22 protein-coding genes are annotated in these 20316 nt (G+C 69.5%); 13 read left to right on the top strand and 9 right to left on the bottom strand.

Annotated features, from left to right (window positions below):
- Nucleotides 1-17 precede the first annotated feature (17 nt).
- On the top strand, nucleotides 18-278 hold the full coding sequence (locus tag FEI13_RS11970) for a hypothetical protein (RefSeq protein ID WP_138181754.1): 261 nt from the start codon (nucleotides 18-20) through the stop codon (nucleotides 276-278).
- Nucleotides 279-318: 40 nt separating this feature from the next.
- Here FEI13_RS11970 and aroE read toward each other — a convergent pair whose 3' ends face one another.
- From aroE to FEI13_RS11945, 5 genes are read right to left on the bottom strand one after another with little or no spacing between them, the layout of a single operon-like run.
- Nucleotides 319-1131 carry a shikimate dehydrogenase gene (aroE, locus tag FEI13_RS11965; protein WP_138181753.1) on the bottom strand — a complete coding sequence of 271 codons (813 nt, stop codon included), beginning with the start codon at nucleotides 1129-1131 and terminating at the stop codon, nucleotides 319-321.
- On the bottom strand, nucleotides 1128-2057 hold the full coding sequence (hemF, locus tag FEI13_RS11960) for an oxygen-dependent coproporphyrinogen oxidase (protein WP_138181752.1): 930 nt from the start codon (nucleotides 2055-2057) through the stop codon (nucleotides 1128-1130). The genes aroE and hemF overlap by 4 nt, the downstream gene beginning before the upstream one ends.
- A gap of 32 nt (nucleotides 2058-2089) precedes the next feature.
- The gene (gene tsaC, locus FEI13_RS11955) at nucleotides 2090-2647 is read right to left on the bottom strand and encodes an L-threonylcarbamoyladenylate synthase type 1 TsaC (protein ID WP_138181751.1); all 558 of its coding nucleotides are present in this window, start codon (nucleotides 2645-2647) and stop codon (nucleotides 2090-2092) included.
- Nucleotides 2648-2705: 58 nt separating this feature from the next.
- Nucleotides 2706-3827 carry a DNA-processing protein DprA gene (gene dprA / locus FEI13_RS11950; protein ID WP_138181750.1) on the bottom strand — a complete coding sequence of 374 codons (1122 nt, stop codon included), beginning with the start codon at nucleotides 3825-3827 and terminating at the stop codon, nucleotides 2706-2708.
- Nucleotides 3828-3876: 49 nt separating this feature from the next.
- On the bottom strand, nucleotides 3877-4980 hold the full coding sequence (locus FEI13_RS11945; protein ID WP_138181749.1) for a LysM peptidoglycan-binding domain-containing protein: 1104 nt from the start codon (nucleotides 4978-4980) through the stop codon (nucleotides 3877-3879).
- Nucleotides 4981-5150: 170 nt separating this feature from the next.
- Between FEI13_RS11945 and def the strand changes: the two genes are divergently transcribed.
- From def to FEI13_RS11905, 8 genes are all read left to right on the top strand, one after another.
- Nucleotides 5151-5663 carry a peptide deformylase gene (def, locus tag FEI13_RS11940; RefSeq protein WP_138181748.1) on the top strand — a complete coding sequence of 171 codons (513 nt, stop codon included), beginning with the start codon at nucleotides 5151-5153 and terminating at the stop codon, nucleotides 5661-5663.
- Nucleotides 5664-5791: 128 nt separating this feature from the next.
- Nucleotides 5792-6781 (top strand): methionyl-tRNA formyltransferase, encoded by a 990-nt coding sequence (fmt, locus tag FEI13_RS11935; protein WP_138181747.1) that lies wholly within the window; start codon nucleotides 5792-5794, stop codon nucleotides 6779-6781.
- Nucleotides 6778-8130, top strand: a complete 1353-nt coding sequence (rsmB, locus tag FEI13_RS11930) for a 16S rRNA (cytosine(967)-C(5))-methyltransferase RsmB (protein WP_138181746.1) — start codon at nucleotides 6778-6780, stop codon at nucleotides 8128-8130. Before fmt ends, rsmB begins: the two co-directional genes overlap by 4 nt.
- A gap of 36 nt (nucleotides 8131-8166) precedes the next feature.
- A complete protein-coding gene (locus tag FEI13_RS11925; protein WP_138181745.1) occupies nucleotides 8167-8373 on the top strand; it encodes a dodecin in 207 nt (68 codons plus the stop codon).
- Between the two features lie 118 nt (nucleotides 8374-8491).
- Nucleotides 8492-9865: a Trk system potassium transporter TrkA gene (gene trkA / locus FEI13_RS11920; protein ID WP_108445421.1), complete on the top strand. Its 1374-nt coding sequence runs from the start codon at nucleotides 8492-8494 to the stop codon at nucleotides 9863-9865.
- Between the two features lie 43 nt (nucleotides 9866-9908).
- The gene (locus tag FEI13_RS11915; protein ID WP_138181744.1) at nucleotides 9909-11357 is read left to right on the top strand and encodes a TrkH family potassium uptake protein; all 1449 of its coding nucleotides are present in this window, start codon (nucleotides 9909-9911) and stop codon (nucleotides 11355-11357) included.
- Between the two features lie 88 nt (nucleotides 11358-11445).
- Complete coding sequence (locus FEI13_RS11910; protein ID WP_138181743.1) at nucleotides 11446-12684, top strand: TraB/GumN family protein; 1239 nt, start codon at nucleotides 11446-11448, stop codon at nucleotides 12682-12684.
- 281 nt (nucleotides 12685-12965) lie between these two features.
- Nucleotides 12966-13307: a c-type cytochrome gene (locus FEI13_RS11905; RefSeq protein ID WP_204758398.1), complete on the top strand. Its 342-nt coding sequence runs from the start codon at nucleotides 12966-12968 to the stop codon at nucleotides 13305-13307.
- A 63-nt stretch (nucleotides 13308-13370) separates the two neighbouring features.
- On the opposite strand, the gene FEI13_RS11900 is transcribed toward FEI13_RS11905, so the two are convergent.
- The 4 genes from FEI13_RS11900 to aceK form a co-directional block, all read right to left on the bottom strand.
- The gene (locus FEI13_RS11900) at nucleotides 13371-14123 is read right to left on the bottom strand and encodes a tRNA-uridine aminocarboxypropyltransferase (RefSeq protein ID WP_138181742.1); all 753 of its coding nucleotides are present in this window, start codon (nucleotides 14121-14123) and stop codon (nucleotides 13371-13373) included.
- Nucleotides 14124-14178: 55 nt separating this feature from the next.
- A complete protein-coding gene (locus FEI13_RS11895; protein WP_138181741.1) occupies nucleotides 14179-14919 on the bottom strand; it encodes an SIR2 family NAD-dependent protein deacylase in 741 nt (246 codons plus the stop codon).
- A 331-nt stretch (nucleotides 14920-15250) separates the two neighbouring features.
- On the bottom strand, nucleotides 15251-15670 hold the full coding sequence (locus FEI13_RS11890) for a SpoIIAA family protein (protein ID WP_138181740.1): 420 nt from the start codon (nucleotides 15668-15670) through the stop codon (nucleotides 15251-15253).
- Between the two features lie 84 nt (nucleotides 15671-15754).
- Nucleotides 15755-17500, bottom strand: a complete 1746-nt coding sequence (gene aceK, locus FEI13_RS11885) for a bifunctional isocitrate dehydrogenase kinase/phosphatase (RefSeq protein ID WP_138181739.1) — start codon at nucleotides 17498-17500, stop codon at nucleotides 15755-15757.
- Between the two features lie 272 nt (nucleotides 17501-17772).
- On the opposite strand from aceK, the gene FEI13_RS11880 reads away from it, so the two are divergent.
- The 4 genes from FEI13_RS11880 to FEI13_RS11865 all read left to right on the top strand — a co-directional run bounded on the left by FEI13_RS11880 (nucleotide 17773) and on the right by FEI13_RS11865 (nucleotide 20241).
- A complete protein-coding gene (locus FEI13_RS11880) occupies nucleotides 17773-18249 on the top strand; it encodes a peroxiredoxin (RefSeq protein WP_138181738.1) in 477 nt (158 codons plus the stop codon).
- 138 nt (nucleotides 18250-18387) lie between these two features.
- Nucleotides 18388-19137: a pseudouridine synthase gene (locus FEI13_RS11875; RefSeq protein ID WP_138181737.1), complete on the top strand. Its 750-nt coding sequence runs from the start codon at nucleotides 18388-18390 to the stop codon at nucleotides 19135-19137.
- Between the two features lie 4 nt (nucleotides 19138-19141).
- Nucleotides 19142-19972 carry a tRNA cyclic N6-threonylcarbamoyladenosine(37) synthase TcdA gene (tcdA, locus tag FEI13_RS11870; RefSeq protein WP_138181736.1) on the top strand — a complete coding sequence of 277 codons (831 nt, stop codon included), beginning with the start codon at nucleotides 19142-19144 and terminating at the stop codon, nucleotides 19970-19972.
- 44 nt (nucleotides 19973-20016) lie between these two features.
- Nucleotides 20017-20241, top strand: a complete 225-nt coding sequence (locus tag FEI13_RS11865) for a DUF1653 domain-containing protein (RefSeq protein WP_138181735.1) — start codon at nucleotides 20017-20019, stop codon at nucleotides 20239-20241.
- Nucleotides 20242-20316: the final 75 nt, after the last annotated feature.

Genomic DNA, 20316 nt, shown 5'->3' with positions numbered 1-20316 from the left:
AGGAACCCGCGCCCCCCATGCTGAAGATCGGACTGCTACTGCTGATACTGCCCATCCTCGTGTTGATGGGCGTCTACTTCCTCGAACTGGGAGACGTTCGGAACTGCCTGCTACTCCAGGAGGGGCACTGGGACTATCGCGCCGGCGTCTGCCGCGAGACCGCCCAGCCCTTCGTGCCCTGGGTCGACCGCCATCCCTGGCTGGTCAACGGCGGCATGCTGACCTCGGTGGCCGGTGTGGCGCTATGCATGGTGGGGCTGTATGTGAAACGCCGCTGAGGGCTCTACGCCAAGCGACGCTGAGAGCGCCGCCCGGCGCTCACAGCGAGCGGCGCAGCGCCTCGAGCACCGGGGCGGTGTCGGGGCGCTTGCCGCGCCACTGGAAGAACGACTCGGCGGCCTGCTCCACCAGCATGCCCAGGCCGTCGACGGGCCGGGCGCCGCGCTCGGCGGCCCAGCGCAGGAAGACCGTGGGTTCGGCGCCGTACATCATGTCGTGGGCCGTCGCCCCGGCGGCGAAGAGCGCGTCGGGCAGCGGTGGCAGGTCGCCGGCGAGGCTCGCGCTGGTGCCGTTGATCACCAGATCGAAGGGCCCCTCCACCGCCGCGAAGCCGCCGCCGCCGATCGTGCCCAGGTCGCCGAAGTCCTCCGCCAGGGCCGTGGCCTTGGCCGCGGTGCGGTTGGCGATTCGCACGCTCGCCGGGCCCTCGGTCAGCAGCGGCTCCAGCACCCCGCGCACCGCGCCGCCGGCGCCCAGCACCAGGATCCGCGCCCCGGCGAGATGCACTTCGTGACGCTTGAGATCGCGCACCAGGCCAACGCCGTCAGTAGTGTCGCCATACGTCAGCCCGTTGCCGCCGAGGATCAGGGTGTTCACCGCGCCGGCGCGGCGGGCGCGCTCGCTCAGGGTGTCGCAGAGCCCGAACGCCGCCTCCTTGAAGGGCACGGTAACGTTGGCCCCGCGCCCGCCCTCGGCCACGAAGGCGCGCCAGGCGCCGGCGAAGTCGTCCAGCGGTGCCTCGATGGCGGTGTACTCCAGGTGTTCGCCGGTCTGCTCGGCGAAGGCCGAGTGGATGGCCGGCGACTTCGAGTGGCCGACCGGGTGGCCGAAGACGCAGTAGCGATCGATCATGGGGTCTCCTCGCGGGCGGCCTCGCCCAACCAGTCACGGGGCTGCAGATAGTCGTCGAGCGCCGCCTCGGGGCTGCCCGGCTCGGGCCGCCAGTCGTAGATCCAGCGCGCCAGGGGCGGCATCGACATCAGGATCGACTCGGTGCGACCGCCGCTCTGCAGGCCGAACAGCGTGCCGCGGTCCCACACCAGATTGAACTCCACGTAGCGGCCGCGGCGATAGAGCTGGAAGTCCCGCTCACGCTCACCGAAGGGCGTGTCGCGACGGCGACGCACGATGGGCAGGTAGGCGTCGAGGAAGCTGTCGCCCACGGCGCGCTGGAAGGCGAAGCTCGCCTCGAAGCCCTCCTCGTTGAGGTCGTCGAAGAAGAGCCCGCCGACGCCGCGGGTCTCGTCTCGATGCTTCAGGGTGAAGTAGTCGTCGCACCACGCCTTGTAGCGCGGATAGACCGTCTCGCCAAAGGAGGCGCAGGCGTCGCGGGCCACTCGATGCCAGTGCACCACGTCCTCGAACACCGGGTAGTAGGGGGTCAGGTCGTAGCCGCCGCCGAACCACCACACCGGCGCTTCGCCCTCCTTCTCGGCGATGAAGAAACGTACGTTGCCGTGGCTGGTCGGCACGTGGGGGTTCTCCGGGTGCAGCACCCAGGAGACTCCCACCGCGTGGAAGCTGCGCCCGACGAGCTCCGGACGCGCCGCGGTGGCCGAGGGTGGCAGGCGCGCGCCGAACACGTGGGAGAAGTTGACGCCGCCCTTCTCGAAGAGCCGGCCCCCCTCGATCACGCGGGAGCGGCCGCCGCCGCCCTCCTCGCGCTGCCAGCTATCCTCGCGGAAGCGACCGCCATCCTCGGCGGCCAGCGCCGTGCAGAGGCGATCCTGCAGGTCGAGCAGGTAAGTCTTGACGTCGTCCAGATGGGCGTGGGCCACCGGTGCCTCCTGGGGAAAAATCGGGGTATGGATCAGGGACGCAGGACTTGGCCGGTCGCCAGGTCGCGGATGGTGCTGGGCCGCTCGAGGCCGCCGAGTTCGCCCTCGAGGACGGCGTCGAGCTCGTCGTCGAAGACGCGGTGGATCTCGTCGGCGCTCATCGCCGGTGGCTCGCCCGCGCGGTTGGCCGAGGTCGAGACCACCGGGCCGCCGACGGCCTCGCACAGGGCGATGACCAGCGGATGGTCGCTGACGCGCAGCGCCACGCGATCGTGGTCGCCGCGCACCAGAGCATGGGCGCGGCCGTTATCGGGCACCAGCCAGGTCGTGGGCCCCGGCCAGCTCACTTCCAGCAGCGCGCGCTGCGCCGCCGTCAGTCCCTCGAGCCAGGGGGCGAACTGCGCGATGCTCGCGGCCACCAGGATCACGCCCTTGGCCGGATCGCGCGCCTTGAGGCGCAGCAGGCGCGCAAGCGCTGCCTCGTCGTCGGGATCGCAGCCGAGCCCCCAGACGGCCTCGGTGGGGTAGGCGATCACGCCACCGGCCCGCAGGGCGGCGACGGTATCGGCAAGCGCGCTGGCCTCGTTCATGGGTCTCCTCGCCTCGGCTGGCGATGCCGCGAGGCGGCATCCTGGGAGGCGTATGCTATCACGCTCCCGAGCGGGTCGGCAGGCGCACCCAGCCGCCGGCGGCCTGGGTCGCGGCCCCCTCGAGCTCCAGCGCCAGCAGGCCGCGCTGGCAGTCGGCGACGCCGCGGCCGGTCAGCGAGACCAGCGCATCCACCGGGGTGGGGGTATCGCTCAGCCAGCGCAGCAGCGAGTCCTCCCGGGCCTCGGCCGGACCGGGCGCCGCGCCGGGGTCGGCGGCACTCGCCGCGGCACTCTCCATGGCATTCTCCATGACCCACTGGCTCAGTTCGGCGAGGATGTCGTCGACCTGGCGCACCAGCACGGCGCCGTCGCGTATCAGCTGCAGGCAGCCCCGCGCCATGGGGTTGTGGATGGAACCGGGCAGGGCGAAGACCTCGCGATTCTGCTCGAGGGCCAGACGGGCACTGACCAGCGAGCCGCTCTTCTCGGCGGCCTCGACCACCAGCACCCCGAGCGACAGGCCGGTGACGATGCGATTGCGCCTCGGGAAGAAGCCGGCCCGCGCCTGGGTGCCGGGGGGATGCTCGGAGAGCAGCAGCCCGCCCGTCTCCTGTAGCCGCCGATGCAGGCGGTGATGACGCGGCGGGTAGACCACGTCGACGCCGCAGCCGAGCACCGCGATGCTGGTGCCGCCGGCCTCCAGGGCGGCCTGCTGAGCGGCGGCATCGATGCCCAGCGCCATGCCGCTGACCACGCACCAGCCGCGCCCGGCGAGCTCCCGGGCGAAGCCGCCGGCGTTGGTGACCCCCTCGCGGGTGGAGCGCCGGGAGCCGACCATGGCGAGCCGCGGTGGCGTGAGCGCGGCGAGATCGCCCATCGCCCAGAGCATCGGCGGCGGATCGGCGATCTGGTCGAGCAGTTTCGGCCAACGGGGATGCCCCGGATGGAGCAGGTGCCGGGCGGGCCCGGCGGCGAGCCAGGCCTCGTCGGCGTCGAGCTCGGCGGTGAGGGGGCTGCGCGCGGGATGATCGAGCCACAGCCGCAGGGCCGTGGCGGCCTCCCGGGGCAGCGCGGCCAGAAAGCCCGCCGGCCAGTCGGGACGCGTCGCCACAAGCTCGCCGAGCCGCCGCGACCCGATGCCAGGCAGCCGGGCCAGGGCGCGCCACTCGCGCGACTGCATCTCGTGAGCCTGCACGGCGCTTCAGGGCTGCAACGCGGCCGCGGCGCCCCTAGCGCAGCGCCGTGTCCAGCCGGCGCTGGGGGCTGTGGATGCGATCGCCCACCGAGAGCGTGCGGTTGGTCTCCATCACCAGGCCGTAGCTCATCTTCTGGTAGGGCCGGAAGACCATCACCAGGCCGGCATCCTCGCCGGGCAGGCGCAGCGGCTCGCCGGTGCGCGGGTCGTCGACCAGATCGCCCTGCTGCTCGACCATCAGCACGTGCCCCGTTTCCAGGCCGTCACGGCGACCGCGATCGAGCGCCACCACCTGCAGCGGCCCGATGAAGCGCACGCCGCCCGGCACCGCCAGGATGCGGCCGTCGATCTCGCGGTCGGGCGCCCGCGGCAGGAACTCGGTCACCAGGCGGCGATCCTCGAGGGGCAGCGCGATGTCGTCGTCGCGGACCTCCTGGCGTGACGCAGTCACCTCCATCACCACGATGTCGTCCTGCTGGTGCAGCCGGCGCGCCTCGCCGACGCTCTCGAGCTCGAGACCCAGCGACTCGCCGGTGGCGCTGTCAACGTACTGCTCGCCGACCCGGTAGAGGCCGACGCGCCCGCCGCCCTCGACGCGACCGCGGGCATAGAGGCGATCGCCGCGGCCGCTGACCAGCCGACCGTCGTCTCCGGCGACTACGTAGGCCAGCTCGTCCAGCACCTCGGGGGTCTCGATCACGCGATGATCGCGCAGGAAGTGGCGCACGGCATCCAGCGGGATCGGCTCGATGGCCTCGCGGTGCGACGAGGTGCGCACCTTCGGCGACAGTCGCACCACGCCCTGGCCACGCTCCAGGCCGAGGCAGGGTCGGCCGTTGCAGTCATAGAGGTAGACGATATCGCCGGGGTAGATCAGGTGGGGGTTCTCGATCTGTGGGTTGACCTGCCAGACCTCGGGCCACTGCCAGGGATGGCGCAGGAAGCGACCGGAGATGTCCCACAGGGTGTCGCCCTTCACCACGGTATAGCGATCCGGGGCATCGCCCCTCAGGCCATCGTCCCAGGAGAGCCCCTGCGCCTGGACCAGGGGCAGGCCGAGCATTCCGCCCATCAGCACGGCGCCGAGCCCCACCTTCAGGCGCCGACACCAGCGCACTGCGCATCCTGTCTGTTTCATCCCTGCTCTCCCCGGGTTGCTGGCCCCACGCCTGTCGCCCATGGAACGATGGCGACGTGGTATAGTCAGAAACTGTCGATGTGATGCACGTTCAACGGTTTCGCCATTGATCGCGCCTTTCTAGAATAGTGTCATCTTGTAAATGACAGCATAACGGTGATTCCAACGCCATGGCCAAATTACCCATCCTCGAATTTCCCGACGAGCGGCTGCGCACCGTTGCTACTCCGGTCGAGACGGTCGACGACGAGGTGCGTCGCCTGGTCGACGACATGCTCGAGACCATGTACGACGCCAGCGGCATCGGACTCGCCGCGACCCAGGTGGACGTCCACCGCCGGGTCATCGTCATGGACGTCAGCGATGACCGCTCCAGCCCACTGGTGCTGATCAACCCCGAATTCACGCCCATCGGCGACGAGCGCGACCCGATGCAGGAGGGGTGCCTGTCGATCCCGGAGTATTACGCCGAGGTCCCGCGCGCCCTGAAGGTGCACCTGAAGGCCCTGGGTCGTGACGGCCAGCCCTATGAGCTCGAGGCCGAGGGGCTGCTCGCCCACTGCATCCAGCACGAGTACGACCACCTGGAAGGGGTACTCTTCGTCGACTATCTCTCGCCGCTCAAGCGGAATCGGGTGATGAAGAAGATGCAGAAGCGCCACAAGCAGCTGCAACCCGCCTGACTTCCGGTGACGCCCAGCGGTGTCGCCCTGCCCCCACCCTCGAAGGCCGACGTTTGCACGTCGGCCTTCGTCGTTTCCCGCCGCCTCCGTTATCATGAGGGCCACCGCTCACTGGCAAGGCCCTCAACATGTCCCGACCCCTGCGCGTCATCTTCGCCGGCACCCCCGACTTCGCCGCCGAGAGCCTGTCGGCGCTGCTGGCGAGCCGTCATGACGTCGTCGCCGTCTACACCCAGCCAGACCGCCCGGCGGGCCGCGGCCGCAAGCTGACCCCGAGCCCGGTCAAGGCGCTGGCGCTGCGCCACGACCTGCCAGTCCATCAGCCCGCGACCCTGAAGGCCCCCGAGGTGCAGGCCGAGCTAGCGGCCCTCGAGGCCGACATCATGGTGGTGGTGGCCTACGGCCTCATCCTGCCCCAGGCCGTGCTCGACATCCCCCCACACGGCTGTCTCAACGTGCATGCCTCGCTGCTGCCCCGCTGGCGCGGGGCCGCACCCATCCAGCGGGCCATCGAGGCCGGCGATGACGAGAGCGGCGTGACCATCATGCAGATGGACGCGGGCCTGGATACCGGCGACATGCTGCTGATAAAGCGCACGCCGATCACCGCCACCACCACCGGCGGCGAGCTCCACGACACCCTGGCGCGCCTGGGCGGCGAGACCCTGGTCCAGACCCTCGAGGCGCTGGCCGGCGAGCGACTCGCCGCCACCCCCCAGCCCGCGGAGGGCGTCACCTACGCCGCCAAGCTCTCCAAGGCCGAGGCGGAGCTCGACTTCCGCCGCCCGGCCGCGGAGCTGGCCGCGCGGATCCGCGCCTTCAATCCCTGGCCGGTGGCCTGGTGCGCGCTGGGCAATGACCGCCTGCGCCTGCTGATGGCCCACGGCGAGACCTCGGCGCCGGACGCCACCCCGGCCCGCCCCGGCACCCTGCTCTCGCCCTCGGCCGACGCCCTGCGCATCGCCTGCGGCGAGGAGGGCGACCAGGTGCTGGCGGTGAGCCGCGCCCAGCTCCCCGGCGGCAAGGCCATGGCGGTGCGCGAGCTGCTCAAGGCCCGCGCCGAGCGATTCACCCCCGGCACTCGGCTGGGACACCACGACGAGGAGAGCCCGGCATGAGCCAGCAGACACACGCCCCCCACGGCCGGGAGAGCCGCCGCGACAACGGCCTGGCCGTCCGGGCCGCCGCCGCCCGCGCCCTCGCCCCGGTGATCGCCGGCAAGGGCTCGCTCACCGGCCTCGACGACCACCAGGTGGTCACTCGGGACCGCGCCCTATTCAAGGCGCTCTGCTACGGCACCTGCCGCACCCTGCCGAGGCTCGAGGTGCTGGCCAACACGCTGCTGACCAAGCCGTTCAAGGCCCGCGACGCCGATGTCCAGGCGCTGCTGCTGCTCGGCATTTACCAGCAGCTCTACCTGCGCATCCCGGCTCATGCCGCCGTGGGCGAGACCGCCGGCGCCGCGCGCCTGCTCGGCAAGGAGTGGGCCACCCGGGTGCTGAATGGATGCCTGCGCCGCCTGCAGCGCGAGAGCGCCGAGCTCCAGGCCGAGGTGGACCGCGACCCGGCCGTGGCCCTGCTGCACCCCAAGTGGTGGCTCAAGACCCTGCGCCAGGCCTGGCCGGACGACTGGCGAGCGATCTGCGAGGCCAACAACCTCGCCGGCCCCATGACGCTGCGGGTCAACCGTCGCCACGGCGATCGTGAGATGTACCTGGAACGCCTCGCCGCGGCGGGCATCCAGGCGCGCCTCTGCCTGCATGCCCCGGACGGCCTGACCCTCGAGACACCCCGCGACGTCGAGACGCTACCCGGCTTCGCCGAGGGCCACGCCAGCGTCCAGGACGAGGCGGCCCAGCTGGCCGCCGTGCTGCTCGGCCCGTCGCTCGCCCCGCGCCCCGGTGCCCGCGTGCTGGACGCCTGCTGCGCCCCGGGCGGCAAGACCGCCCACCTGCTGGAGCTCTACGACCTCGACCTGCAGGCCATCGACAGCGACGACGTGCGCCTGGCCCGGGTCGAGGACACCCTCTCCCGCCTGGGGCTCTCCGCGACCCTGGCGGCGGGCGATGCCACCGCGCGCGACTGGTGGGACGGCACGCCCTTCGACGCCATCCTGCTCGACGCGCCCTGCTCCGGCAGCGGCGTGATCCGCCGCCACCCGGACATCAAGCGGTTGCGTCGCCCCTCGGACATCACCAGACTGGCCGAACTGCAGGCCCGCCTGCTCGACAACCTCTGGCCGCTGCTGGCCCCGGGCGGCACCCTGCTCTACGCCACCTGCTCGGTGCTGCCCGCGGAGAACGCCGAGCAGATCGACGCCTTCCTGGCTCGCACCCCCGACGCCGAGGCCACCATGCCGGCCGACCTGGGCTGGGGCCGTGCCTCGGGCGTCGGCCGCCAGCTACTGCCCGAGCCCGACAGTCATGACGGTTTCTTCTATGCCAGACTGGAAAAGCGTCCCGCCTAACCGGCGGGGCGTCCGATACGCCAGACAGGAGGCCGCATGAGCCATCATATCTACAAGCATATCGAGCTGACGGGGTCCTCGGAGAAGGACATCGAAAGCGCCATCCAGAACGCCCTGACCAAGGCCTCGGAGAGCCTGCACGGCATGCGCTGGTTCGAGGTCATGGAGACCCGCGGCCACATCGAGCACGCGCGGGTCGTCCACTGGCAGGTCACCATCAAGGTCGGCTTCACTCTGGATTGAAGCGGGGTGCGACCTGTTCTTCTGCCGACGGCTGATTTAGGCTTGCCTCGGAATGCTGCGGCGCACACAGTGCGCCGCTTTCGATCCCCCGGGTCTGACCAGAGCGGATAGCACATCGATGAAAATCATCATTCTGGGCGCCGGCCAGGTCGGCGGCACCCTGGCCGAACACCTGGCCCGGGAAGAGAACGACATCACCGTGGTGGACACCGACGGCGAACGCCTGCGCGAGCTGCACACGCGGCTCGATATCCGCACCGTCTCCGGCGCCGGCTCCTACCCGATGGTGCTGCGCCAGGCCGGTGGCGAAGATGCCGACATGCTGATCGCGGTGACCAACTCCGACGAGGTCAACATGATCGCCTGTCAGGTGGCGCACACGCTGTTTCGCACCCCCACCAAGATCGCCCGGGTGCGCGCCACCGCCTACCTCACCCGCAAGGGCCTGTTCGCCCATGACGCGGTGCCTATCGACGTGCTGATCAGTCCCGAGCAGGTGGTCACCGACCACATCCGCCGCCTGATCGAGCACCCCGGCGCCCTGCAGGTGCTGGAGTTCGCCAGCGGCCTGGTGCAGCTGGTGGCGGTCAAGGCCTTCTACGGCGGCCCGCTGGTCGGCCAGGAGCTCGGTTTCCTGCGCCGGCACATGCCCAGCGTCGACACCCGGGTGGCGGCCATCTACCGGCGCAACCGGCCGATCATTCCCCGCGGCGACACCGTGATCGAGGCCGACGACGAGGTCTTCTTCATCGCCGCCCGCCGCGACATCCGCGCCGTGATGAGCGAGCTGCGCCGCCTCGACCGCGACTTCCGCCGGGTGATGATCGCCGGCGGCGGTAACATCGGCGAGCGCCTCGCCGAACACCTGGAACACAGCCACCAAGTCAAGATCATCGAGCACGACCTCAATCGCTGCACCCAGCTCTCCGAGCGCCTCGACCGCACCGTGGTGCTGCACGGCAGCGCCACCGCCAAGCGGCTGCTCGAGGAGGAGAACATCGAGGACTGCGACATCTTCTGCGCCCTGACCAACGACGACGAGGTCAACATCATGTCGTCAATGCTGGCCAAGCGCATGGGCGCCAAGAAGGTGCTGACGCTGATCAACAACGCCGCCTACGTGGACCTGGTTCAGGGCGGCGAGATCGACATCGCCATCTCCCCCCAGCAGGCGACCATCGGCAGCCTGCTGACCCACGTGCGGCGCGGCGACATCGTCAACGTCCACTCGCTGCGTCGCGGTGCGGCCGAGGCCATCGAGGCCATCGCCCACGGCGACACCCAGTCGTCGAAGGTGGTGGGCCGCGCCATCGGCGAGATCGATCTGCCCCAGGGCACCACCATCGGCGCCGTGGTGCGCGGCAAGGAAGTCCTGATCGCCCATGACGACGTGGTGGTCGAGTCCGGCGACCACGTCATCCTGTTCGTGATCGACAAGCGCCGGCTGCGCGACGTCGAGCGGCTCTTCCAGGTCGGGCTGACGTTCTTCTGATGGCCTGTCTCGTACCCCCTGGCGACCCGAGGAGCGCCGCTCGATGAGTCTGCGCATGATCCTGCGCATCCTGGGCCTGCTGCTGATGATGTTCAGCCTGACCATGGTGCCGCCCATCCTGATCTCGCTGCTGTACCAGGACGGCATGTGGGAGGCCTTCGCGGTGGCCATCGGCATCACCGTGGCCACCGGGGCGATGATGTACCTGCCCAACCGCCATGCCCTCAAGGAGCTGCGCACCCGCGACGGCTTCCTGATCGCGGCGCTGTTCTGGAGCGTGCTGGGGCTGTTCGGCTCGCTGCCGCTGATGCTCACCGGCGACACGGCCCTGTCGCCCACCGATGCGGTGTTCGAGTCCTTCTCGGGGCTGACCACCACCGGTGCCACGGTGATCACCGGCATCGAGTTCCTGCCCAAGGCGGTGCTCTACTATCGCCAGCAGCTGCAGTGGCTGGGTGGCATGGGGATCGTGGTGCTGGCCGTGGCCATCCTGCCGACCCTGGGGGTCGGCGGCATGGCGCTCTACCGCTCCGAGATCCCGGGGCCACTCAAGGACTCCAAGCTCACCCCGCGCATCACCGAGACCGCCAAGGCGCTGTGGTACATCTACGCCTCACTGACCATCGCCTGCATGCTCGCCTACATGGCCGCCGGCATGAACTGGTTCGACGCCCTGGGCCACAGCTTCTCCACCGTGGCGATCGGCGGCTTCTCGACCTACGACGCCAGCATCGGCTACTTCGACAGCGCCGCCATCGAGATGATCTGCACCGGCTTCCTGCTGATCTCGGCCTTCAGCTACAGCCTGCATTTCCTGGCCTGGCGCCAGCGCAGCCTGACCCACTACTTCCAGGATCCCGAGGCGCGCTTCCTGATGCTCTTCCTGAGCGCCCTGACGGTGATCACCGCGGTCTCGCTGTGGCTGACCGACATCTACTCGACCGCTCGGGGGCTGCGCCATGCGGTGTTCGAGGTGGTCTCGGTGGCCACCACGGCCGGCTTCGCGGTGGCGGACTTCTCCACCTGGCCCGGCGCCCTGCCCTTCCTGCTGTTCGTCGCGGCCTTCGTCGGCGGCTGCTCCGGCTCCACCGGCGGCGGTATGAAGGTGATCCGCATCATCCTGATCCTCAAGCAGGGTATGCGCGAGGTGATGCGCCTGATCCACCCCAATGCGGTGATCACGGTGAAGATCGGCAAGGTCAGCGTGCCCGACGGCATCGCTCAGGCGGTGTGGGGCTTCTTCTCCGCCTACGTGATGCTGTTCTTCCTGATGCTGGTGGGGGTGATGGCCACCGGCGTCGACCAGGTCACCGCCTGGTCGACGGTGGGCTCGGCGCTCAACAACCTCGGCCCGGCGCTGGGCGAGGCCAGCGCACATTACGGCGACCTGCCGAGCCTAGCCAAGTGGATTCTGGTGGTGGCGATGCTGCTCGGCCGCCTGGAGATCTTCACCGTGCTGGTGCTGTTCACCCCGGCCTTCTGGCGCAAGTAGGCAAACCCCATGCAAGCGTCGCGGCGGGTTTGGCCTGCCCCGGCGCTTCGTGGATAATCGAGCCTCCACTCCCACAGCCCGAGCGTCCATGACCGACTCCCAGGACTCCGTGATCACTCCCCCGCAGGACGCGACCACCAGCGGCCCGCGCCAGGAACTCGTGGTGGGCGAGACCCGCTACACCCTGCTGGGCACCGCCCACGTCTCCGCCGAAAGCGCTGCGGACGTGCGCGCGCTGATCCGCTCCGGCGAGTTCGATGCCGTGGCCATCGAGCTGTGCGACTCGCGCCACCACAGCCTGACCAACCCCGATGCCCTTGGCGAGCAGGACCTGTTCCAGATCTTTCGCCAGGGCAAGGCCGGCATGGTCGCCGCCAGCCTGGCGCTGGGCGCCTTCCAGCAGCGCGTCGCCGAACAGTCGGGGATCGAGCCCGGCGCCGAGATGCGCGCCGCCCTGGAGGAGAGCCGCGACGCCGAGCTGCCGCTGTTGCTGATCGATCGCGACGTGGGCATTACCCTCAAGCGCATCTATCACAACGTGCCCTGGTGGCAGCGCTTCTCGCTGTTCTCGGGGCTGCTCGGCAGCGTGCTCTCGCGCCAGCAGGTCTCCGCCGAGGAGATCGAGCGTCTCAAGGAAGGCGACGTCCTGGAGTCCACCTTCAGCGAATTCGCCGCCGAATCGGCCTCGCTCTACCACCCTCTGATCAGCGAGCGCGACCGCTACATGGTGCTGCGCCTGGCGGAAGACGCCGCCCCCGGCCGCTATCGCCGCGTGCTGGTGGTGATCGGCGCCGGCCACATGAAGGGCATGGCCAAACAGCTGGAGCAGCCGCTACCCGAGGCGCCGCGCCAGGAGCGCGAGGCCCTGGAGGCCACGCCGCCGCCGTCGAAGGTGTGGAAGGCGCTGCCTTGGGCGATCACCGCGCTGGTGCTGACCGGCTTCGCCATCGGCTTCTCGCGCAACACCGAGCTCGGCTGGCAGCTGGTCGTGGAGTGGTTCCTGATCAATGGCGTGCTCTCCGGCGCCGCCACCCTGGCCGCGCTGGCGCATCCGCTCACGGTCGCGGCGACCTTCGTCGCCGCCCCGCTCACCTCGCTCAACCCCACCATCGGCGCCGGCTTCGTCGCCGCCGGCGTCGAGCTGTGGCTGCGCAAGCCCAAGGTGCGGGACTTCTCGACCCTGCGCCACGACGTCACCGAGCTCAAGGGCTGGTGGCACAACCGGGTCTCGCGCACCCTGCTGGTGTTCCTCACCGCCACCCTCGGCTCCGCCGCCGGCACCTGGATCGCCGGCTTCCGCATCGCCGGCAAGCTGCTCGGCGGCTGATCTCCTTCCGCGCCCACCCAAACCGCCCGTCCTCGTCGCCGCCTCTGTCGCCCCAAGGACGGGCGGCGGCGGGCCTGCATGAGAGAGGTGGCGATCCCGCATGCCATAGACTTCAAGCCGGCATGAGCGGGGGGCAGCCCGTGCATGAGAAAAAGCAGAAACCGCCCCCTGGCTCCCTGACCTATGTTCAAGGCAGCGGCCACGAAGCCTCTCGGTTTCGAGGTTGCCTTGCGCGATGTCCCCTCCCGGGGGCATCGGGATCGATCCAGGGGGACGAGACGATGAAGACGACCGTGCTAGTGATGACGCTGGGCGGCCTGCTGCTGGGCGCCGCCTCCGCGGCGGCGGACATGCATGCCGAGACGATGGCGCTGGCCGAGGAGAAGCAGTGCCTGAGCTGCCACGCCCGGGACGACGACACCCCGCGGGCGCCGGGTTTCAACAGCATCGCCGCCAAGTACGCGGGTAGCGAGATGCACGACTACCTGGTCGAGGTCGTGATGAGCGGCGGCGAGGAGCACTGGGGCTCGGCGACCATGCCGGAAGCCGGGGAGCGCCCCGAGGTGAGCCAGGCGGAGGCCGAGCAGCTGGTCGACTGGATCCTCAGCAAGGCCATGGAGTGAGGCCGACGCGATGGGGGGGGGGGTGAGAGACAACGGCACCAGCGGGGTTCGGGAGACGCCCGCCTAGCGGCCGGCTCGCTCCAGCAGCCGCCGCATCGCCGGCGTGGGCGCCTCGAGCTGGTGATGGCGCCGGCTGGCGGCATAGCTGTCGTTGAAGGCGTCGAAGGTGTCGTCGAGCACCTCGGCGGCCTCGCGGTCGCCGGCCTGTCGCAGCAGCTCGATGGCCACCTCGGCGGTGCACAGATGCGCCGCCGAGGCTGGCTTGCGCAGCCGATAGCGGGTCAGCCGCTCGGTGGCCAACGGCAACACCGGCAGCCGCTCGAGATAGGGGCTCTTGCGGAAGATGCGCCGCGCCTGGCGCCAGGTGCCGTCGAGGATGATGAAGACCGGCACCCGTCCCGAGCGCTTGCCGGCCGCGACACGCTCCATGCCCACCACGCGGTCGGTATAGTCGGGCTGGTCGTCGGGGAAGATCACGAAGGGATCGAAGCGCTCATCGTCGAGCAGCGCCAGCAGCCGCGCGTCCGGTGCCGTGCGATACCAGGTGAAGACCTCGGTATCGCTAAGCACGTCGCCGATCAGCCGGCCGGTGTTGGTGGGCTTGTGGTGCTCCAGCGGGTGGGTCAGCAGCCACACCTTCGCCTCGCTCCGGGCGCTGACCCGATAGGGACACAGGCAGTTGAGCGCCGGCAGGTTGCAGCCCTCGCAGCGCGTCACGAAGCTGCCACGCGCCTTGAACTCGCGCCGCGGCGGCCGCGGATGGCCGGTGGCGGGGTCGCGCTCGATGACGGTGTCCTGGAGGGTGTCGTCCTGCATGCTGGCCTGGTCCCGACGGCGAAGGGGGGGGCGGCATTCTAGCATGCCGCCCGCCTCATGCCTCGTCCAGCAGGGTCTCCGGCAGCCACAGGCGTCCCTCACGCTTCCAGTGGCGCACCAAGGCCGGCACGCCCTTGCCGGCCGGCTGCTCGAGGCCGGCCGTACCGGGCGGCGCCAGGGTCCGAGCCTCGGGGTCGACCAGCACGCAGGGCGCGTCCAGGGGCGTGTGCTCGAGCAGCCCCGCGGCCGGCATCACCACAAGCGAGGTGCCCACCACCAGCAGCAGGTCGGCCCGGGCCACGGTCTCGCAGGCTTCCATGAAGTGCGGCACGCTCTCGCCGAACCACACCACATCGGGGCGCAACTGGCTGCCCTTGTCGCAGAGATCGCCCAGGCGAATCCCGCCGCGGGGCAGGGGATAGTGCATGCGCGCATCCACCGTGGAGCGCGCCTTGAGGATCTCGCCATGCAGGTGCAGCACCCGGCGTGAGCCGGCGCGCTCGTGCAGATCGTCGATGTTCTGGGTGATGATGCTGACCGCGAAGCCCCGCTTCTCGAGGCTCGCCAGCGCCTTGTGGGCGGCGTTGGGGCGGGCCCAGCGCACCTGGTCGCGGCGCTGGTCGTAGAAGCGCAGCACCCGCTCGGGGTCACGGCGCCAGCCTTCGGGGGTGGCGACCTCCTCGATCGGGTGGTCGGCCCACAGGCCGTCGCTGGCGCGAAAGGTCTGGATGCCGCTCTCGGCACTGATCCCCGCCCCGGTGAACACCACCAGGTGCGGGCGTCGCTGCTCGACCATTCACCACCTCTCGCCATTCGGGTGCCAGCGACTCACTTTCCAGCGCCGGCGACCCGCTGTCCAAACATTGCCGCGTCCTGAAACTACCACTCCGGGCCCCAGTGCGACCAGACAGTGCCCCGGCCGGCCGTTCCGTCGCTTGGTCGACATGCGCTTGACGTCTCGGCGACGGCACTTTCGTGCCATCCATTGGCACGGCTGATGCCTTGCAGCACGCGCGACGGCTTGATCATCAGGTGACGCGTGGATCCCTTGATGAAGGTCGGTACCGCCTGAACGGCGAGACGCCAGCCGCGGCTGGCGTCCTGGTCGGCAGGGTGACACGGCAAGGTCAGGCGCCGTGGTAGCCATCTTCCTCGGGGTCCTCGTGGTCCCCCTTGGGCAGTTCAGCGGCCCAGGCCATGGCCTCGGCGTGCTCGCGCGTGGAGAAGGTGCGAATTTCCACGGCCTTGAACAGCCGTTCCTCCAGGTGGGCGAGGTGCTTGACCCACTCCTGGTCGGTCACCACGGCGGCCCGGTGGTAGTGCTCGAGGTCGCCGAGCTGGGTCAGACCGTAGCCGACATCCTTCATCAGGGCGGTCAGGGTCATCCAGCGAAGGCCTTCGATCTCGACTACCAGGCTGACCCGGGAATGGGCCTGCTTGGCGGCCTCGATGGCGTCGATGGCGTGCTGCAGCTCCTGAGCCGTGACGACGCCACTCGCCTTCATCGCCACGACATGCTCCGCAGGGTGGGAAATGAGGTCCAGCATGGGCGCTCTCCTTGGAGTTGATAGCGTGCCAAAGCAGGCTCGATTGCTTTCAGCATAGCGTGCCTCGGCCTGGGCGGGACCTGGCTAGTACACCAGGCCGTTGCCGTCGTCGCCGGCGAAGCGCCGCTTGTTGCGATACGGATAGACGTCGATCACGCGGCCGTCGAGGATGGCCTGCTGCAGCCCCTTCCAGTAGTCGGCGTCGAACAGCTCCGGGTGCAGCTGGTAGAAGAGCCTGCGCAGCCGCACGTCGGCGAACAGGAAGGGGCCGAACTCCTCGGGGAAGATGTCGTTGGGCCCCACCGAGTACCAGGGCTCGTCGGCCAGTTCCTGCTCGGGGTAGAGGGGCTCGGGAATGTGCCGGAAGTGGCACTCGGTGAGGTAGCTGATCTCGTCATAGTCGTAGAAGATCACTCGCCCGTGGCGGGTCACCCCGAAGTTCTTCAGCAGCATGTCGCCGGGAAAGATGTTGGCGGCGGCCATCTGCTTGATGGCGTTGCCGTAATCCTTGAGCACTGCGCGGGTCTCCGCCTCGTCGCAGGTCTCCAGGTAGAGGTTGAGCGGGGTCATCATGCGCTCGGTATAGCAGTGCCTGATGATCACCTTGTCGCCGCGCAGGGTGACCGTGGAGGGCGCCACCTCCAGCAGGTGCGCCAGGCACTCGGGATCGAAATGGTCCTGGCGGGCGATGAAGTTGGAGAACTCCTGGGTATCGGCCATGCGCCCCACCCGGTCATGGCGCTTGACCAGGCGATACTTGTCGCGGACGTTCTCGGCGGTCATCTCCTTGCTCGGATCGAAGCGGTCCTTGATGATCTTGAACACGGTGCGAAACGAAGGCAGAACGAACACCGCCATGACCATGCCCCGAACCCCCGGAGCGATAATGAACTGATCCTCCCGCCGGGCCACCTGGTGATTGAGGGCACGGAAGAACTCGGTCTTGCCGTGCTTGTAGAAGCCGATGGCGGCATACAGCTCGCCCTGGGGCTTGTCGGGCATCAGCTCCTGGAGGTAGTGCACGAACTCGCTGGGCACCACCACCTTGACCTGGAAGTAGGCGCGGGTGAAGGAGAAGATGATCGAGACCTCCTCGGGCTCGATCAGCAGCGTATCCAGGTGCAGCCCCTCGCCTTCGCGGTGCAGCACCGGCAGCACCAGCGGCACCTGCTCGCCGCCGCCCAGCACCCGCCCGACCAAGTAGGCGCCCTTGTTGCGATAGAAGACGCTCTTGATCAGCTCGATCTCGGCCTCGGGATCCTCCAGGATGGCCGCCGGCAGCAGCCGCCGCAGCACCTCGCTGCCGAGTTCGACGTCGCGGGAAAGGTCGACGAAGGGCGTCTCGAAGCGCGCCTCGCCGAGCGCCCAGCGAAGGCCCGCCGCCCACTCGCCGCCCACTCGCCGCACGCGACACAGCTCGAGGCCGGAGTGGTGCGCCGCCCGCTCTCGGGAGCTGTAAACGAACATCCAGTCGTTGCGGATGTGGCGATGGTGGAACAGCGAGCAGAACATCGAATTGAAGTAGGTCTCGGCGAGCTCGTAGTCGAGCCGCTGATCGATCAGCGCGGCATAGTGCCCGCGAGCCTCCCGCCAGCACTCGAAGTTGGTCAGCTGCTCGTCGTCGAGGGTGCGCTTGAGGCGCACCAAGGTGTCCTGAACCTTCTCATCGTAGAGGTCGATGCGCTCCGCCGAGGCCTGCTGCGCCTCGCGCCAGGCCGCGTCGCGAAAGCGCCGACTGGCGTCGTCGGTGATCTGCTTGAAGCGCGAGCGATATTCGTCAAAGCCGTGCAGCACCGTGGCGGCAAGGCGATAGGCGGGCGAATGCGACATGGTTCGGGCTCCGGGCGGCAATCGCCTCCAGCATGACGAATCGTGTCGCCCGAGGCGAGCCGACCATGGTGGTGCCTGCCCTGGGAGACGAGTCGTGCTGATATCAACGCCCGGCCCCCTGGCGAGCTCCGCCCGCGGCGAAAGGTGGCGTTTCCCCCTTGGCGAACCGCCGGCAAGCCCCCCACACTGTCGGGGCAGACCCCGGCGCGCGTCTCGCGACGCACGCCCGACATCGACCTTCACCACCGATCTTCACGACAAGGAAGCACACCATGACGATAGCCAAGGGCGACAAGATTCCCGACATCACCCTCAAGACCAACGGCCCTAACGGCCCCGAGGACCTCTCCACCGGCGACTTCTTCGCCGGCCGGCGGGTGGTGCTCTTCGCCGTGCCAGGCGCCTTCACGCCGGGCTGCTCCAACACCCACATGCCGGGCTTCGTGGTCAATGCCGACACGCTCTCCGACAAGGGGGTGGACGCCATCGCCTGCATGGCGGTGAACGATGCCTTCGTGATGGATGCCTGGCAGAAGGATCAGAATGCCCAGGCCATGACCATGCTGGCCGACGGCAACGCCGAGTTCACCCGCGCCCTGGGCATGGAGCTGGACGCCTCCGGCGGCGGCATGGGCCTGCGCTGCAAGCGCTTCGCCCTGATCGCCAACGACGGTGTGGTGGAGTATCTGGGCATCGACGCGAAGGGCGTCGAGGCGAGCAGCGCCGAGACGGTGCTGGCCAACCTCTAGGCGAGACCCGCGCCCGGGCGGCCCCTGAGCCCGGAACGGGCGGGAGAGACACGAGCGTGGCGTGAGCGGGCACGGCCGGGATGACAGCGCGGCGTCGGGGGGCGACAATGGCGCCCCTTGTCCCGACCCGATGCTCCGATGACGCCACCGCTCAGCCTTCTCCATCAGGATGACCACCTGGTCGCCGTGCACAAGCCGGCCGGCCTGCTGGTGCACCGCAGCCAGCTTGCCCGCGGCGAGCGCGAGTTCCTGCTGCAGCGCCTGCGCAACCAGCTGGGGCGGCGGGTCTATCCAGTGCACCGCCTGGATCGCCCCACCTCCGGGGTGATCGTCTTCGCCCTGGATTCAGAGATCGCGGCATCGCTCCAGGCGGCCTTCACCGAGCGTCGGGTGACCAAGCGCTACCTGGCGGTGGTGCGCGGCATCGGCCCGGCGCAGGAGCGCCTGGACTACCCGCTGCGCGAGGAGGATGGCCGCCGCCCCAAGGCGGAGATGCCCGCCATGGAAGCAACGACCGAGATCCGCCGGCTCGATAGCGTGGAGCTTCCGGTGCGGGTGGATCGCTACCCCCAGAGCCGCTACTCGCTGATAGAGGCGCACCCCCTCACCGGCCGTCGCCACCAGATCCGCCGTCATCTCTCGCGGCGCGGCTACCCGATCATCGGCGACGCCAAGCACGGCAAGGGCAACCACAACCGCTTCTTCGCCGAGCAGCTGGCCTGTCCCCGCCTGCTGCTGGCCGCGGTGGGCCTGGCCCTCGATCATCCGGTGAGCGGTGAGCGCCTCGATCTCCACTGCCCGCTGGACGCCACCATGACGGCCCTCTTCGAACGCTTCGGCTGGACGGGCCACCTGCCGACCCCGACCCGCTCCTATTCTCAAGCGTGATGCCATGACCGATTCCGCCCCGCTCGCCTCGCCCTCTTCCGTGCCCGACGACGTCGAGGCCCGCTTCGGCGGCATTCGCCGGCTCTACGGCCGGCGAGCCGCCGAGCGCTTCCGCACCGCTCACGTGGTGGTGGTGGGCGTGGGCGGCGTAGGCAGCTGGACGGTGGAGGCACTGGCGCGTTCCGGGATCGGCAAGCTGACGCTGATCGACCTGGACGATGTCTGTGTCTCCAACGTCAATCGCCAGCTGCACGCCCTGGACGGCACCATTGGCCGCCCCAAGGTGGAGGTGCTGGCCGAGCGCTGCCGCGCCATCCAGCCAGGCATCGAGGTGGTCGCCGACAGCGCCTTCGTCACCCCCACCAACTTGGCCCAGCGCATTCCCGAGGATGCCGACCAGCTGGTGGACGCCATCGACAGCGTGGTCGCCAAGGCGGCACTGATCGCCTGGTGTCGGCGACGCAAGCTGCCAATCGTGGTGACCGGTGCCGCCGGCGGCCAGACCGACCCGACCCGCATCCGGGTGGCCGACCTGAGCCGCACCGAGCACGACCCGCTGCTGGCCAAGGTGCGCGCCCGCCTGCGCCGCGACTTCGGCTTCTCCCGCAACCCCAAGCGGCGCTTCTCGGTGGAGTGCGTCTACTCCGACGAGCAGCTCGTCTACCCGAGCAGCGACGGCGAAGTCTGCCTGCAGAAGCCCGGCGAGGGTGAGGCCACCCGGCTCGACTGCGCCTCGGGCTTCGGTGCGGCCACCTTCGTCACCGGCAGCTTCGGCTTCACCGCCGCTTCCCGGGTGCTGGCTCGGCTGGCGAAACAGGCCGCCGCTACCCCCTGACGCACACGATGACGATCCCCATTTTCAGCAGAGGAACCGCTGCCATGGACAACAAGGCCCCCCGCGGCATCTACCGCCACTACAAGGGTCCGCTCTACGAGGTACTCGGCGTCGCCCGGCACAGCGAGACCGAGGAGCCGCTGGTGGTCTACCGCGCGCTATACGGCGACTATGGGCTCTGGACGCGCCCGCTGGACATGTTCCTCGAGACCGTCGAGGTGCAGGGCGAGCCGGTGCCACGCTTCGCCCTGGAGAAGGCCTTTCCGTAAGGACGCCCCTCCGACGACGAAGCGCCCCGTGGCGGCAGGCCACGGGGCGCTTCGTCTTCTGGTAGACGATATTGT

Origin of the sequence: Halomonas urmiana (assembly GCF_005780185.1) — a bacterium.
Classification (GTDB): domain Bacteria; phylum Pseudomonadota; class Gammaproteobacteria; order Pseudomonadales; family Halomonadaceae; genus Halomonas; species Halomonas urmiana.
The sequence above is the reverse complement of the archived record's forward strand: the minus strand, read 5'-3'. Positions and strand labels throughout refer to the sequence as shown.